General features: G+C 42.6%; 14 protein-coding genes and 1 tRNA gene. 3 read left to right on the top strand and 12 right to left on the bottom strand.

From position 1 onward, the window contains the following. Positions 1–1322 precede the first annotated feature (1322 nt). The 4 genes from smrB to rplM all read right to left on the bottom strand — a co-directional run bounded on the left by smrB (position 1323) and on the right by rplM (position 5894). Positions 1323–1853 (bottom strand): endonuclease SmrB, encoded by a 531-nt coding sequence (smrB, locus tag A4A68_RS00180; protein ID WP_067565189.1) that lies wholly within the window; start codon positions 1851–1853, stop codon positions 1323–1325. An 887-nt stretch (positions 1854–2740) separates the two neighbouring features. Beyond that, entirely contained in the window at positions 2741–3466 is a 726-nt protein-coding gene (locus A4A68_RS00175; RefSeq protein ID WP_067565186.1) for a class I SAM-dependent methyltransferase, read from the bottom strand. A 1591-nt stretch (positions 3467–5057) separates the two neighbouring features. Beyond that, positions 5058–5450, bottom strand: coding sequence for a 30S ribosomal protein S9 (gene rpsI / locus A4A68_RS00170; RefSeq protein WP_067565183.1), 393 nt, complete (start codon positions 5448–5450; stop codon positions 5058–5060). 15 nt (positions 5451–5465) lie between these two features. Continuing rightward, positions 5466–5894 (bottom strand): 50S ribosomal protein L13, encoded by a 429-nt coding sequence (gene rplM, locus A4A68_RS00165; protein WP_067566472.1) that lies wholly within the window; start codon positions 5892–5894, stop codon positions 5466–5468. 934 nt (positions 5895–6828) lie between these two features. On the opposite strand from rplM, the gene A4A68_RS00160 reads away from it, so the two are divergent. Continuing rightward, entirely contained in the window at positions 6829–7056 is a 228-nt protein-coding gene (locus tag A4A68_RS00160; protein ID WP_070097363.1) for a ZapG family protein, read from the top strand. Positions 7057–7253: 197 nt separating this feature from the next. Continuing rightward, complete coding sequence (degQ, locus tag A4A68_RS00155) at positions 7254–8624, top strand: serine endoprotease DegQ (RefSeq protein ID WP_067565180.1); 1371 nt, start codon at positions 7254–7256, stop codon at positions 8622–8624. 674 nt (positions 8625–9298) lie between these two features. Here the strand turns inward: degQ and murA are convergent. Together murA and ibaG are read right to left on the bottom strand one after the other, a co-directional pair. Continuing rightward, positions 9299–10558: a UDP-N-acetylglucosamine 1-carboxyvinyltransferase gene (gene murA / locus A4A68_RS00150; RefSeq protein ID WP_067565177.1), complete on the bottom strand. Its 1260-nt coding sequence runs from the start codon at positions 10556–10558 to the stop codon at positions 9299–9301. 54 nt (positions 10559–10612) lie between these two features. Then, on the bottom strand, positions 10613–10867 hold the full coding sequence (ibaG, locus tag A4A68_RS00145) for a BolA family iron metabolism protein IbaG (RefSeq protein WP_067565174.1): 255 nt from the start codon (positions 10865–10867) through the stop codon (positions 10613–10615). Positions 10868–11541: 674 nt separating this feature from the next. On the opposite strand from ibaG, the gene A4A68_RS00140 reads away from it, so the two are divergent. Further along, entirely contained in the window at positions 11542–12651 is a 1110-nt protein-coding gene (locus A4A68_RS00140; RefSeq protein ID WP_067565171.1) for a porin, read from the top strand. Between the two features lie 232 nt (positions 12652–12883). On the opposite strand, the gene A4A68_RS00135 is transcribed toward A4A68_RS00140, so the two are convergent. From A4A68_RS00135 to ffh, 6 genes are all read right to left on the bottom strand, one after another. Next, positions 12884–12973: transfer RNA gene (locus A4A68_RS00135), tRNA-Ser, on the bottom strand. Positions 12974–13091: 118 nt separating this feature from the next. Beyond that, on the bottom strand, positions 13092–13439 hold the full coding sequence (gene rplS / locus A4A68_RS00130) for a 50S ribosomal protein L19 (RefSeq protein WP_067565168.1): 348 nt from the start codon (positions 13437–13439) through the stop codon (positions 13092–13094). Between the two features lie 64 nt (positions 13440–13503). Further along, positions 13504–14256, bottom strand: a complete 753-nt coding sequence (gene trmD, locus A4A68_RS00125; protein ID WP_067565165.1) for a tRNA (guanosine(37)-N1)-methyltransferase TrmD — start codon at positions 14254–14256, stop codon at positions 13504–13506. A 38-nt stretch (positions 14257–14294) separates the two neighbouring features. Continuing rightward, on the bottom strand, positions 14295–14846 hold the full coding sequence (gene rimM, locus A4A68_RS00120) for a ribosome maturation factor RimM (RefSeq protein WP_067566470.1): 552 nt from the start codon (positions 14844–14846) through the stop codon (positions 14295–14297). Between the two features lie 19 nt (positions 14847–14865). Continuing rightward, positions 14866–15114, bottom strand: a complete 249-nt coding sequence (rpsP, locus tag A4A68_RS00115; protein WP_067565164.1) for a 30S ribosomal protein S16 — start codon at positions 15112–15114, stop codon at positions 14866–14868. A 68-nt stretch (positions 15115–15182) separates the two neighbouring features. Then, the gene (ffh, locus tag A4A68_RS00110; protein ID WP_067565162.1) at positions 15183–16547 is read right to left on the bottom strand and encodes a signal recognition particle protein; all 1365 of its coding nucleotides are present in this window, start codon (positions 16545–16547) and stop codon (positions 15183–15185) included. Between the last annotated feature and the right edge of the window lie 129 nt (positions 16548–16676).

Raw genomic sequence — 16676 nt, 5'->3', positions numbered from 1 at the left:
AATACATGTGCAGTATCCATTCATTCAGAACTATGGTTAAAAATGCAACTGGAACAGTTTTAACCATAGCTTGCAAAGTGCGATTAGATCTGCGCTATATAGAAACAATAAAATTTTCGTCTGACCCGATGTCCCGCCGGGAGTAAAAGATGCTCATTCAATCGGCATCACGGGAGTGTAAATGCCTTGTGTTGTCTGACTCTCCACAACGATAACAGTGTATTATGCAAGTCCTAATTTTTCGGCACGGCAATGCTTTTCTAAAGACAAGAGCGGTATAGCAAGACCAATGACCGATCGTGGTCATGATGAATCGGGTTTGATGGCGTACTGACTTAGCAATCAGGTGGCGAACATTGATCAGATTTTGATTAGTCCTTATCTACCCGCCCGGTAGACGCTTGATATTTTACAAGCGTATATGGTGTTATTAGGCCGTCATGAAGTCTTACCGAGACTAACACGAGCAGTGATACTAGGCTAGTAAGCCGATACCCTAGGCACCAGGGAGTAAGGACTTAAACTAAGTATTGCTCATTGCTTATCTGCCACTAGTCAGATATCTGGTAGCAGATTTATGTCAGTAAAAGCAGCCGTCACTGTTTGATTTTCCGCAATCCGAACGCTGTTAGAGGTAGTGGCAAGTTGGACCGGCCTGCCTGCTGTAGAAAGTCTGAGTGAGGTTGCTTGGTCCATCTTGTATGGATATTGATTGCTGCACCGCGTTTACTGCTCTACAGTTTGGCGTGTCGAAGTGCTTTATTGATAGTGTAAAATCGGCGTAGTAGGACGTTAATTATCACAAGCTTTCAGACCAATTGAAAGCTTTCCATAAAATAATTGCAGCGCAACCAGAAGCCTAGTCAACCAACACATAATTTACAGTAAACATATTAAACGAGCCTGAAGACTCAGTAGGAACAACTACTGAGCATTAAAATCATTCTGAGTGTCATACCGTACACATTGATGACAGGTGTAGTTTAGTGTTAAGACTACTTTTATAAATCCCTTGTATCGTTCATACCACAGCTCAGGTAACATGAAAGTAGATTTCATATGAATTGCATGAATCATTAAACATTCCATATTTAACAGTTATGCCAAAGTAGCATAATTTTTTCCATAAGATCTAAAAGACTGATTTGTTATCCTGCTGGCGCCACTTTATTGACTTTGTTAACAAGAAGTTAGGACGTAATTCTTTTCACGTCAATAAAATTCATTTTTCTATTCAAATTTAAAGTTAAAGTATATCCTTATAATTTTTCCTCTAACAAAACTCGTCACGACAGCCCTAATATAGGGCGCGTTAAAGTATTTTAATATTCTAATTCTACCAGAATTAACAGTGCCGCACTCCCGCCTAATTTTTTGGGTGCCTGATGTAGGCCTCTGATGTCAAGATGCTGTGCCAGCCACAGCGGTATCTGTTGCTTTAAAATATGTTTACCATGCCCGTGCATGACACAAGCACAGTGCACATGTTCACGCCGACAGGCAGCAATTAGCACTCCTAATTCTTTCTTGGCTTCTGTTTGGTTTAGTCCGTGTAGATCTAAAAACAACTCAGGCGTATAATCGCCGCGTTGTAACTTTTTAATTTCATAAGAACTGACGTCAGACCGCGCATAACAGAGTGGGCTTTCCTGTTGAAGCAATGGCTGAAACGCATCGGAGAAGTAGAAATTAGCGTCGACTTGCTTTTGTATAAATTTTTGCTCTAGTAGAGCGATTTGAGTACGCTGCGATGAAGAGGGTTTAACCCGATCCTGAAATAGCGGTTTGGTATCCTCCACCGTTTGCCTGAAAAGCTGCAGCTCATCTTCGGCCAACGCATATCGTTTCTTCATTATATATTTACACCTTGGGTTTTGCATTAGTTTTTATTGACGGAGAGAATGTAGCGCCGTAACCTTTAGAATGTACTGCCTACAGTTTTTCCCTCGTGTGATTAAACTCTAACGCTTGTTGATACAAGCTGAATCTGTAAAGAATGAACTGATAGTATCGGAAACGTATACTATACAGGAAATGCTGCGTATATCCATTGCCTCACGATATCAATAATCTTCGAAAAGAAGCGTTGCGTCTAGTGTTGCACAGACTGTTTTCCTCTGGATCTTTTATCAGTGAGTATACGTGTGATCGAGCACGTTATTCTCCGGAGCATCTAATTGATAGATGCACCAGTGACGGTTGTATTTCTGTAACCTGCGCCTCTGCTTATTCAGAGGCAGAATACCAATATACAGGGTGCATAACGTTGAGCAGCAAGAAACGTTTGTTCCAATTCTGTTTCCTGACTGTCTTAGTGAAATGGCGTACTGATTTGCGAAGTGGCAATAGTGTGGTACATTTGCTGGCACAATATCCATAGGTACCGTTTCGTTGGATAGAATTTGTCTAATAGGATGTGCCAAGGTTATTCAGCGAAATCTGAAGGCGTTAGAAACGTGATCTGTTTTGTTGATTCGTCATCGGGCGCTCAACGTACATCTGAAAACTGTGTTTAAAAACATTTAAGTGTCATTAGTACTATTCTAATGTACTCGACTAGCGTTTAACAAATCCTTGCTCATATTTTCTAAACGAGATATGCATGATATATGACCTGTTCATAAGGTCTTGTTAGATTCAAGCAGTTATGTTGTCAGCTAAACAAGCACTTACCGGATAGAACGGCATCACTTGCAGTACTGTATCCACAGCATACTCATAAATGGTTTGCTTTTCTAGATTAAACGAAAAAGCGGAAAGTGCAAGTAACGGTGTTAATCGGTCGGTGTAATCCACGCAAGAACGTTGGATTCTTCAAGGGCATTAGGTTGATAGGAAATGTGCGTTTTCGAGCGACAATTAGGATTAAGCAACCAATAACTTGGCAATAGCTGTCAAGCAATCTTCCCCACCCTTGGTGTTGCCAGGGCAGCGCCTGCAAATGAGTGCATTGTAAAACTTCAAAATTCAGTACGCTTAACCAATCCAGTAGCCGCGTATGTGTATACATGCGGCGTCTGTACGACTGGCGGAGAAAAAAAACTTGGCAGATTTTACTTAATCCCAACACACTTACTGGGTTAAAAGTCGTGATGATTAGCCACCCATCATCAATAAGCACGCGGTCCACCTCACGCAGCAGACGATGGGGATTTCCGATATAAGACAAGGTATGGGCTAGCAGACAAGCATCAACTGACTTATTGGCAAATGGCAATTGATAAGGATCGGAAATAACCTGCAAACATTGGCCTTTAAGGCCAATGTTTACCTGATGAGCAATCGCACAGGCGCCAGTATCCAAATCCGCGCTTAGCGCGCCGATTTTAAGTAAATGGCAGCCGAATAATTTTGGCCACCAAAATTTCAAACCTCGTTCTAGCGCCTGACGATAATAAGCCCCGTAAGGAATTTCATTCCATGAAACAGGCGCTTCAATTGTTTTATTACTTCGCGCTGATTTCATGTTAGCTCTCTTCTAGAGACTTGTTGCTACAAGATAGAAATTATCAGGCATAGTATATCTAAAATTCAAGATATGGTCTATATTCATACAAAATCCATACTAGCCGAGTGATTAGGGTTAATTGTAATTTATCATCAATGGATCTCTCCATATAAGGGTTTCCAAAATTTTTGGTACGATTTTAGCATATACCTTGATAGCTTAATTTGCGCACTTGATCCTAATCAGATATGTTTTTGGATGAAGGAGCCTACTTTTGCCAGCTGTGATATAAAGAGAACAAGCACTTGCGTGTATAAGATTGCCTCATTTGTCTTTTGCAGAATTTGTGATTTTATTACATTATTAAATTATATCTGTCTTTATTTTCAACAATGTAATTAATGAACAACATTATTGATGCTTATCGATTTGAAAGTTAGATACAATCATATTCTGAGAAAAATACGCAAGGCCTCTTGCCTTCACTATTTTTAACTACTAACTCGTAGTGTGTTGCATCAAATTTTGTGTAAAATCACAAACATCCATGAATATGCTGAAAAGATCAAAACTGAGTTACCAAATTGGTTCAAATTGCTTGCCCTTCAAACCGCTATCTATTCCAGCAACGCTGTCTTACCCCGGACAACCGACATTAACAACTATCAACCGTTTTCCCGCCCTTTAAATAATAAAGGCTATTATGATGTTAAGTGAAACTTCGTTCAAAGTTTGACGCATAGGATTCCGTATGCACAAACCGCAACGTAGATAAAGATGATGGCCTTGATTTCTTATATTCGTGAGATCTTCGAGGCCGCGTTAGTAAATTTGGAGCAAATTAAAATAGTCTCAATGTCGCCGTAGTGTAGCCATGATATGATGTATTCTGATAGTTTACTCAAAAGATATTGCATAATGCGTGAGCTGTATGAATGTCAGTGATGCAACGTTAATTTTGCATATTTGGCGCACAAATGTTGGTAGAATTCTCAGCGCTAGCACCATGATGTAATAGTTATTGTTATCACCTCGCCAAACTCGCCGATGGTGTTTGAGGCTTCTTTGACTCTGGCGCTGAATGTGCTTATACGAACAGGTGCTAACCGTTTGATGCAATTGACCGTGATCGATGTTTTTTAATTGGTTTACACTGCAGCGCGGCATAAACGGAATTCTATGCTTGGCACAGAAAATCTTTTGTCCTGCTATATAAAAAGCCGAAATTACTATATCAGTATACGACTGGTTTTACGATCAAGACATTTTATATAGATACCTAAATTCAAGTATATCATTCTATCCGCTGAGTATATTTTGCGTTATCACTAGTTGAATTCTAATAAGATTTTATAAAGGAAACATGCACCAATCATGTACAAAACTATTTTAAATTTATTAACAAAATTAGTATTTTTATAATATCTGTATATTTTTTATCAAAACATAGGTTTTGTTACTATTAATAATAGCTGTAACATTTTAGATTTTAGATGTTGAGTCTTTACGAGAGCGTCAGATTTTACGGTTAAAATTCCAGGCGAATTAAGACGCGACAAACAAAAAGCCCGGACGGATCCGGACTTTACGTTCTGTAAAAAAGTGGATATTAACGTTTTGAGAACTGCGGACGACGTCGCGCTTTACGTAAACCGACTTTCTTACGTTCAACCTGACGGGCATCACGGGTAACGAAGCCGGCTTTACGTAAATCCGCGCGTAGCGTTTCGTCATATTCCATCAGTGCACGAGTAATACCATGGCGAATGGCACCTGCCTGACCGGAGATACCGCCACCTATAACGGTAATGTATAAATCTAGTTTATCAATCATATTGATCAGTTCCAGCGGTTGACGAACCACCATACAGGCGGTTTTACGACAGAAGTATTGATCTAGACTACGCTGGTTAACAAGGATGTTACCGTTGCCTGCCTTAACGAAGACGCGCGCGGAAGAACTTTTGCGTCGACCAGTGCCATAATATTGATTTTCAGCCATTGCCTACAATCCCGATTAAATATTCAGAACTTGCGGTTGCTGTGCCGCGTGATTGTGCACGGTACCGGCGTAAACTTTCAGTTTACGGAACATAGCACGACCCAACGGCCCCTTTGGCAGCATGCCTTTAACCGCAATTTCAATCACATGCTCAGGGCGGCGGGTAATCATCTCTGCAAAAGTTGCTTGTTTAATACCACCTACGTGGCCGGTGTAGTGATAGTAGATTTTATCCTTATGCTTGTGTCCAGTCACGGTCACTTTGTCAGCATTTAGAACAATGAGATAATCTCCGGTATCTACATGCGGCGTATATTCCGTTTTATGTCTGCCTCGCAGACGACGAGCCAGTTCTGTAGCAAGACGGCCAAGAGTTTTCCCTTCGGCGTCGACAATATGCCAGTTACGCTTGACCATATCTAACTTTGCTGAAAAAGTTTTCATTAAAAGCTTATCCAATTTAAGTTGCACGTTAGTAAAATCCAAACGCCTCAATGAATAGTGATGAGGCTTACACAGTTTTAGTTCAGTCAACTTACCTTTAGGGCAGCTACTGCTGGCACAATTAAAATTTCAGTAAAACTTCAATGTAACGTGAAACCGTGAAATTATAAAGAAGTCATCCCAAAAGATCGATCTTTTTTACGTCATTAATGGTAATGCGTCAGTCTAAAGTGCTTCTAGATGCGCAAGCAGTAATTAATTTTTTTTGCATCTAATTGCTTACAAGCTGTTGTGATAAAGATTGTCCATGAAATGTTTGATGTCACTATGTGAGCATATCAGCGTACAAAGAGCGCTAATATCAACGTGCCAAACAACATCAAATGAGTATATTGGTCACGAAACATTCGTCGGACTTGAAGTCGTTAGCAACGATCTCGCGCATTATCTTCTTTATGCACTCGTAGCATGAGGAGGTGAACTGCGGTCGCAGTTTACGCCGCACTTTTGGTCAGCTACGGTAAATATACCATCAGACATATATAAACCTGAGACCAATTTGTCGGTTGCGTGTTTGCTTTTGCCCAGCTATTTTGTCCAATTAGCCAAGCTGTTCCGACTAAGCGCTAACAATACCGGTCCGCGCCGTGCTTAATTGCTAGTGAGTCTAGTCTAGACGGCAATGTCCAGCTTGAAAGCCATCAGGCTAAATATTTTCACCTTTGCTGATAAAGAAACAACGGAGAAACAGCTTACATGTGGTTAACGTTAAACCGTCGTCATCCTCTCGGGTTCCGCTTATAGCCTGTCCAGCTACAATGGAGCTAATTATATAAGTAAGAGTTATTATAACTTTAGGATATACACTAGTTAGTTTGATAGCAGCCATAATGATTAGAGTGGTCGTCATACGTTTCAGTAATCGTAAGTTACGTTGGCATCAAACGCTTCAACACGAACTGGAAAAAAGAAAACCGAGCTATATCGTGAAAAGTTGACTAGCCATTTCGTTGGTTGCACAGTACTACTGGACAGTATAGTCAACGATTACTGTCAGTTCTATCAGCATCTGATTAAGAATTTTGATAGTCTGCTACTGAATCAGCGTGAAGACAATCCGTTCTGGTATCGCCTCACCGAAGCAGAAGCAAACAATAATTAAATTTCAGAAGAAATGCAGGTGTATCCAGAAAGCACGATCGGTTTGTTACATACAACACATAGCTTACGAGCATTAAGCCCTATAGCTGCGTCGGTATCAGTGCTCTCACAGAAACAGGATGTAATAACAATTATGATGTCAGCATCGGATGCCTGGATCAAGGTATCTAATACAAAAATGAGCGAGTTAAGATTACAATGAAAACAATACTACTCTTCAGCGCATTGACATTTAGCATTGGGCTAAATCTGTTTCCTTTTGCGGCGCCGCAGGCAGCGTTGCCGGCCGAAATGATGGAATCATTCATGCCAAGTTTAGCGCCTATGCTGACTAAAGTTCTTCCAGCGGTAGTAAGCGTTCACGTCGAAAACTCCCAACCGGTCCGGCGTCCAGCGCTGCCAAAGGAATTTAAATACTTTTTTGGGCCTGATATCCCGGGAGGCAATGGCGGATCACGTCCGTTTGAAGGGTTGGGTTCTGGGGTCATCATCAGCGCCGAAAAAGGTTATGTGATTACCAATAATCACGTTATCAACGGCGCAGATAAAATTAAAGTGCAGCTTAATGACGGCCGTGAATTCAATGCTAAACTGGTTGGACGTGATGAGCAGACCGATCTGGCACTATTGCAATTGTCCACACCGAAAAACCTCAGTGAAGTCACTATGGCCGACTCTGATACTCTGAAGGTTGGAGATTTTGCCGTCGCGGTAGGCAATCCATTCGGTCTCGGCCAGACCGCTACTTCTGGTATTGTTTCCGCTTTGGGCCGCAGCGGTCTTAATCTGGAAAGCTTGGAAAACTTCATTCAGACCGATGCGTCTATTAACCGCGGCAATTCCGGTGGTGCGTTAGTTAATCTCAATGGTGAGCTGATTGGCATCAATACTGCCATCCTAGCACCTGGAGGCGGTAATATCGGTATCGGTTTTGCTATTCCCAGTAATATCGTCAGAAACTTAAGTCAGCAATTAATTGAATATGGTGAAGTCAAACGCGGACAATTGGGTATTAAAGGAACCGAACTGACCGCCGACATTGCCAAAGCCTTCAATATAGATGCGCAGCGTGGCGCCTTTATCAGTGAGGTATTACCGAATTCTGCTGCCGCCAAAGCCGGCATTAAAGCTGGTGATATCATTGTGTCGGTTGAAGGAAAACCAATTCAGAGTTTCGCCGAACTGCGAGTGAAGGTTGGCACTACCGCACCCGGTAAAACCGTAAAACTTGGTCTGCTGCGCAACGGGAAAAAACAAATGGCGTCAGTGATCTTGGATGATAGCTCATCTGCTACCTCCAGCGAGGAGATTCTAACTCCGGCGCTCCAGGGGGCTTCCCTCAGTAATGGCCAACTAAAGAATGGCACTAAAGGTGTTCAGGTAAAGGAAGTGATAAAAGATTCTCCCGCAGCCGCAATTGGTTTGCAAAAGGGCGATGTGATTATCGGTTTGAATCGCGAACGAGTACAAAGCGTCGCTCGGTTGCGCAAAGTGCTGTCAGCCAAACCGGCGGTTATGGCGCTGAACATCGTACGTGGTGACACGGATATTTACCTATTATTACGCTAGAAAGTATTGTCACTTTTATTTTTTGTTAAAAAAGTAGATATAAGAAATAATTAATGCAACGATTCTAATTTTTAAAACCAACTGATTTTATAAGCACGAAATTTACATTCGATGATATTTTGATGTATGTTTAGTTAAGCGCTTTGATAATGAAAATAAAGCTGTCATGTGTTTAAGCACAGTCTGCAAATGTAGAATAAGAGTTACAATCTTGTGATATAGAGACTTTCTATTTTTTAGGAAAATTCTGGATAAATTGTGACCATAATTATGATTTTATCTAGTCTTGAAAAACGGACACTGGAACTACTGTAGTGTCCGTTTTCTACCCTGACGCCATTTCCCACTACTCTTTTGGATCTTATACTTTTAAAGTTGCTCCGTATCGTTATTATCCATTTTATCTTCGCAGCCTTATGGTTAGCACTTTCGTGCCTACGTTTTACTTCACGACCGGCTAGTTATTACATTCCGACGATGATAGCAATAGCGCAAACTCGTTATTTATAACCAGAGGTGTGCCGCACCCACGGTAGTTTGTGTCTATAACCCTAGTATAAATTAGCAGAGCTTATAATATTCTAGATTTTAGCTGCAAGATAACGGGTCTTTTCGGCTAAAAATATACCAAAATACAGTATACGCGCCTGTGAATTCAAACATCGAGTACAGCTTTATACCTCTCTGATGCGTTCGATATTAGCGCCCATGCTCCGTAATTTTCCCTCAATACAGTCATAACCGCGATCGATATGGTAAATGCGGTCTACCACTGTTACGCCTTCAGCGATGCAACCGGCCAGTACCAAACTGGCGGAAGCGCGCAAATCGGTCGCCATTACTTGTGCTCCCGATAACTTCTCAACACCGTGGCAGATAACGGTGTTACTTTCGATTTCCGCATGTGCTCCCATCCGAATTAATTCAGGAATGTGCATGAAGCGGTTTTCAAAGATAGTCTCAGTGATAACACCGATTCCATCGGCTACCAGATTAAGGAGACTGAACTGTGCCTGCATATCGGTGGGGAAACCAGGATGTGGGGCGGTATGTACCGTAACCGCTTTTGCCCGCTGACCATGCATGTCTAAACTTATCCAGTCATCACCGATGGCAATATCTGCGCCCGCTTCTTGCAACTTAGCCAGTACAGCGTCCAGTGTATCAGAGCGGGTAGCATGACATACCACATGGCCGCGGGAGATAGCCGCTGCTACCAGAAATGTCCCGGTCTCGATGCGATCTGGCAACACGCGATAAACGCCGCCTCCGAGTCGTTCGGCTCCTTCGACAGTAATTTTATCCGTACCGGCGCCACTAATCTTAGCACCAAGCGTAATAAGAAAATTAGCTGTGTCGACAATTTCTGGCTCGCAGGCAGCGTTTTCGATGATAGTTGTGCCGATTGCTAGAGTTGCCGCGCTCATAATCGTCACCGTGGCGCCGACGCTTACTTTATCCATGATAATATGAGCGCCATGCAAACGACCACATACCGAGGCTTTAACGTAACCATCTTCCAACCTGATGGTAGCACCAAGCTGCTTCAAACCGCTGATATGTAAATCCAATGGACGTGCGCCGATAGCGCAGCCACCCGGCAAAGAAACCTGCCCTTGGCCGAAACGGACTACCAGCGGTCCTAACGCCCAAATTGATGCGCGCATGGTTTTTACCAACTCATAGGGTGCGCGATAAACGCTAACGTCGCTGGCGTCTACATAAACCGATCCATTCCGTTTCACTTTGGCGCCGAGCTGGCTCAACAGTTTCATAGTAGTATCGATGTCTTTTAATTTAGGAACATTTTGAATCTCTACTGGTTCTTCCGTCAGTAACGTGGCGAACAAAATTGGCAGCGCGGCATTTTTAGCCCCCGAAATGGTGACCTCTCCGCTTAACCGGGTAGGACCGTAGACACAAAATTTCTCCATGACGACTGCTCTCCGTAGTGCATGGGAAGGCTATTGGCTGCCCAGAGCCAACATTTAAACACCGTTTAACTTGCGATTGCGCTGCCACTCATCAGGGGTGTAGGTTTTAATCGATAAGGCGTGGATGCGATTATCTAAGATATATTCCATCAGCGGTATATATATCGTCTGTTGTTTTTTTACCCGGCTCATACCAGCGAACTGCTCGCTGACAGCAATAACTTGAAAATGGCTGCCTTCGCCTCTTACGTAAGCTTCGCTTAGCGCCAGGGCTTTCATAAGCACCGCTTTAACTTCACATGCTGTCATATAGGATTTTCTTTGCAAGATCGGGAATTGAACTGCTATTTTAAATGAGTCTATCACGTTCAAAAACATATAAAACGATCCACATTTCGACTTCAGCAATACTAGAATTAATTGAATATTATAGATCTAGTGCTTAAAAGCACCGACCACACGACCCGTATGCTCGGTGTAAGATTACTACCGAATGTAACTCATATTTATTGACTTTCTATATTCTGAATTCTTTTAAAAATTACAAATAACAAAACAATGCATAACAAAATCATTAGATGATATATATCCCAATGCCTGTCTTTAACTTATGGCAACAGTCTTTGAACAATAACGATGGTAGATAGCAAGAACTTATATTGTATTGCGCTTTTAAGGAGTATTGCTGAAAATATTTAATATAATGTACTGTAAACCTTTTCTTTTTAGATTGAAACTATTAACTGTCCTGTTAATATGGCATTTTATTATTTTTGTTAATATCATTGTGATGTATGTTGTTTGTTTATTGATATTCAATGACTTGAAAGGTTCAAGCTCCTCGAGTATGATTCCGCCGTTGGTTCAAGATTCGATTATCAGTAATAGTAAAATCTGTTGAATGCTTGTTTTTTGTTTTTATTTGAGCTTCTACGGATATCAACTCATTAATAGCAAATATAATAAATCTAGAGGGTATGAATATGAAACTACAGTATCTGTCTGTGCTCGTTTCGGCTATGATAATAGCCGGTCACACTGGGGCGGCAGAAGTGTATAATAAAAACGGCAATAAAGTAGATTTATTCGGTAAACTCAACGGCATGCGCTACACATCCAGTGATGATACTAAAAACGGCGATCGCTCTTTTATTCGTTATGGCTTTAGCGGGGAAGCTCAGCTTAGCAAAAATATTACCGGTTTTGGGACTTGGGAGCAGGAGGTTGGACTGAGCCACGCTGAAAGCGAAATCGGGAAAAACAACTTTGCTCGTCTAGGCTTCGCTGGAATCAAATTCGCCGATGCGAGTAGCATTGACTATGGCCGTAATTACGGCGTACTGCATGACATTGCCGCCTGGACCGAAATGATGCCAGAATTCGGCAGTGATACCACCGTAACCGATAACTTTATGACCGGGCGCGCTAATGGCGTATTTACTTATCGTAATGCTAATTTCTTTGGCATGATTGATGGTCTGAACCTTGCGCTGCAGTATCAGGGTAAAAACGAGAAGAATGATAAAGACGAGCATAGCTTAAACAAAGCGAACGGCGATGGTTACGGACTATCTATAACCTATGATTGGGGAAACGGTATTTCGACCGGTGCCGCCTATACCAGCAGTAATCTGACTTTGGCGCAGCGTATATTTAATCGCACGCCTAGTAAGGATGTCAGGGCTGAAGCTTACTCTCTTGGCCTAAAATATGACGCAAATAACCTATACCTAGCGGCACTATACGGCGAAACATGTAACATGACCCCTTATGGGGATTTTTCAGGCAAGTCAAAGCACGCTTTTGCTGAAAAAGCTCAAAATCTTGAATTAGTTGCACAGTACGCGCTCGATTTTGGTTTGCGCCCATCGATCGGCTATCTGCAATCACAGATTAACAGCAACGGCGATGATGAGAGGAAAAGTCAAATCGTAAAAAAATATCTCGAAGTGGGAAGTAGTTATAACTTTAACAAGAATATGCTAACATTCATTGATTATCGTATTAATCTACTGTCTAAAAACGACTTCACTCGTGACGCGAAGATCTCTACTGGCAATATTTTAGCAATGGGTATGACCTACGTGTTCTAATGTGCTTGTTAACAGAGGATTGTGTTGTTTGGAAAAAGAGATGTCGGCATTTTCGCTGTAAATGCCGACAACAGAATTATCACAGAAGAAAGGTAGATGATGGGACTTCACTAGTCTAGTGAAGGTTATATATCGCATTTGCTTCGTAGTTAGTGATATTCACAGCTATAGAGGATTATCTTTTTACTTGGTAGTATATCTGAATCATCCAGGCTCGTATTTCAGATTATAGTGGTGGTGGGGAAGGGGTTCGAACCCTCGATACGCTTTCGCGTATACACGCTTTCCAGGCGTGCTCCTTCGGCCGCTCGGACACCCCACCTTAATCAGTCAACCCAGCGTTATTATACTATAAGCGTTCATCCCTATGGTCAACTTGCATGAGAAGATGAATATCTCGAAGAGGGTCGCATATAGAAAAGATGACTTATCTGCCTTTCTTAGTCTAAACGTTCTTTGATACGCCCTGCTTTTCCGATACGTTCACGCAAGTAATACAGTTTAGCTTGGCGCACAGCGCCACGACGTTTGACGATCATACTATCGATAGCAGGGGAGTGGGTCTGAAATACACGTTCAACGCCTTCCCCGTTAGTAATTTTTCGAACAGTGAATGCTGAATGTAGCCCGCGATTACGAACAGCAATAACTATGCCCTCGAATGCCTGCAGACGTTTTTTACTTCCTTCCACAACCCATACCTTGACTTCAACCGAGTCGCCAGGGCGAAATAACGGTATATTCTGTTTAATTTGTTCTTGTTCAATTTGTTTGATAATATTATTCATAATTTAATCGCTTATTCTAAGGAAATTGATGTTTAGGTTAACCAACCCCAGCCAATGCTTTTAATTATTTGTGTTGTTTTACCCAATATTCGTGCTGGAACTCGGTCAGCAACGTTGTTTGTTCATCAGTCAGAGCTAAGTGTTCCAGCAATTCTGGCCTTCTAAGCCAGGTGCGACCCAAAGATTGTTTCAGACGCCAGCGACGGATCTCAGTATGATTGCCCGTCAACAGAACTGACGGCACTTTCATGCCGTCCAATATCTTAGGACGGGTATAGTGTGCACAATCCAACAGCCCTTTGGCAAAAGAGTCCTCTTCCGCAGAAGCTTCATGTCCCAGTACACCTGGGATGAATCTGGATACTGAATCAATCAGCGCCATTGCCGCTAATTCACCACAACTAAGCACACAGTCACCTATTGACCATTCTTCATCAATCTCGATGGCGATTAAGCGTTCATCAATGCCTTCATAACGACCGCAGACCAGAATCATCTTCAGATTAGCCGCAAGCTCTCTCACACCTTTCTGATCAAGCTTGCGGCCCTGTGGGGAAAGATAAATTACCTTAGTCCCTTCGCCTGCTTTGTTTTTTGCATCGTGAATCGCATCCCGCAAAGGTTGCACCATCATTAGCATCCCAGGTCCACCGCCATAAGGACGATCGTCCACAGTACGATGCCTATCGCGGGCAAAATCACGCGGATTCCAGTAGTGCATTTTTAGTATGCCATTCGTTACGGCCCGGCCACTCACCCCATAGTTGGTAATAGCACGGAACATTTCGGGAAATAAACTGATAATTCCAATCCACATTTCAACACTTCTGTTATCATTACCCTTAAGTTCAGAAGTCAAAAACTTGGATCCCAGTCAACTTCAATAACGTGGGTTGCGAGATCGATCCTTTTAATCACTTGCCCGTCAAGGAATGGAATTAAGCGCTGTTGTACGCCAAAGGCATCTTTTAAGTTAGCTTTTACTATCAGGATGTCGTTCGAGCCGGTTTCTATTAAATCAATAACTTTGCCAAGATGATAATTGCTAACGGTGATAACTTGACACTTCAGAAGGTCTTTCCAGTAGTATTCACCGCTGCCCTCCAGATTTGGTAATTGCGACGCGTCGATAACAATTTCGCAATTAGTCAGCAAGGTGGCCGTTTCTCGGTCTTCGATATCCTTGAGTTTAATGATCAGAGCTTGATTGTTACGCTTCCAGCTTTCTAGGTCAATTAGCCACCACCCATCGGTTTTTTTGATAAACCAAGGCTGGTAATTAAAAATGTTTTCGGCCTTATCAGTGGATGAGGTTACTCTGAGCCAACCATGAATGCCATATGCCGAACCTATCGTCCCCACGACTATAGGCTCAATGGGTGCTGCGCTACAGGGTAGTTTACGTATTTTCACCACTAGTAGACGGTTAAGCTGCTTTTTTCGCGTGTTTAATTAACACAGAAACGCGTTCGGAAACCGCTGCACCCTGACCAACCCAATGTTTAATACGATTTAAATCTAAACGCAGACTTTCTTCTTGACTGGTTGCAATCGGGTTAAAAAAGCCAATACGCTCAATAAAGCGACCGTCGCGCGCATTGCAGCTGTCGGTTACGACAACTTGATAGAACGGACGTTTTTTAGCGCCGCCACGTGCTAAACGAATGATTACCATAACATCCTCTTTTATCAAAAAAACGGACCTTATTGAAGACCGGTTACTGTAAAAAAAATTTTAGATTTCTATTCGTTGCGAGGTGAACGACCAGGCATCATATTTTTCATATTGCGCATCATACTCATCATACCGCCCTTTTTCATTTTTTTTATCATGCGCTGCATGTCGTCAAATTGTTTTAGCAAGTGATTGACATCCTGGACCTGCACGCCAGAACCAACGGCAATGCGACGCTTGCGTGAAGCTTTAATAATCTCTGGATTGATGCGCTCCTTAGTGGTCATAGAATTGATAATTGCTTCCATGTGCATCAAGGCTTTATCGTTTATCTGCGGCTTGACATTGTCTGTCAGCTGACCAACGCTGGGTAGCTTGCTCATTATGCTGGCCATACCGCCCATATTACGTAGTTGCTGAATCTGATAAAGGAAGTCAGTAAGAGAAAAATTATCGCTTTTTTTTAGCTTATTAACCAATTTTTCTGTCTGAGTGCGATCAATTTTAGCCTCGATATCTTCAATAAGCGACAACACGTCACCCATGCCAAGTATACGTCCGGCCAGACGATCGGGATAAAAGGGCTCCAGCGCATCTGTTTTCTCACCGACACCAATAAATTTTATCGGTTTACCGGTAATGTGTCGAATGGAAAGCGCCGCGCCGCCGCGAGCATCGCCGTCTACTTTGGTTAAAATAACCCCGGTTAGCGGCAGAGCCTGATTAAACGCTTTAGCGATATTAGCAGCATCTTGCCCGGTCATGGCGTCAACTAGAAACAGGGTTTCTATCGGTCTGATAGCAGCGTGAATAGCGACAATTTCTGCCATCATCGTATTGTCTACGTGCCGGCGGCCTGCGGTATCCACCAGAAGTACATCATAGAACTTAATCTTAGCTTGGTTCAGCGCCTGATTGACGATGTCGATCGGCTTCTGGCTGGTGTTGGACGGGAAGAAATCGACGCCGACGGTCTTGGCCAGGATTTCAAGCTGTTTAATTGCTGCTGGGCGATAGATGTCGGCGGATACCACTAATACTTTCTTTTTCTGCTTTTCATGAAGATATTTCCCGAGTTTGCAGACGCTCGTGGTTTTCCCAACTCCTTGCAATCCTGCCATGAGTACGACAGCCGGCGGTTGCGTCGACAGATTAAGGGCATTGTTTTCATCACCCATGGCATTTACCAGCTCAGCACGCACGAGCTTGAGGAATTCCTGCCCAGGCGTTAGGCTTTTATTGACTTGCTGTCCTAGCGCGCTCGCTTTGACATGATTGACAAAATCTCGAACCACCGGTAATGCTACATCCGCTTCCAACAGTGCTATTCGGATTTCCCGAAGGGAATCTTTTATATTTTTTTCAGTCAGGCGACCTATTCCACTAATATTGCGCAACGTGTGTGATAATCGATTGGATAAATTGTCAAACATTTTTACTCAACCTGGGTTCGGTCGCTTACGCGACATTGTTGACTAGAGTGTAACTCGGACTGCTATACTCCGTATGACAATGACAGAGCATGATGAAGGTTCTACTGGTCGCTTTCGTGGATTTTCCTT

This window comes from Candidatus Doolittlea endobia (assembly GCF_900039485.1).
Classification (GTDB): Bacteria; Pseudomonadota; Gammaproteobacteria; order Enterobacterales; family Enterobacteriaceae; genus Doolittlea; species Doolittlea endobia.
Note: the sequence above shows the minus strand (reverse complement) of the source record. Positions and strands in the feature narration are given on the sequence as shown.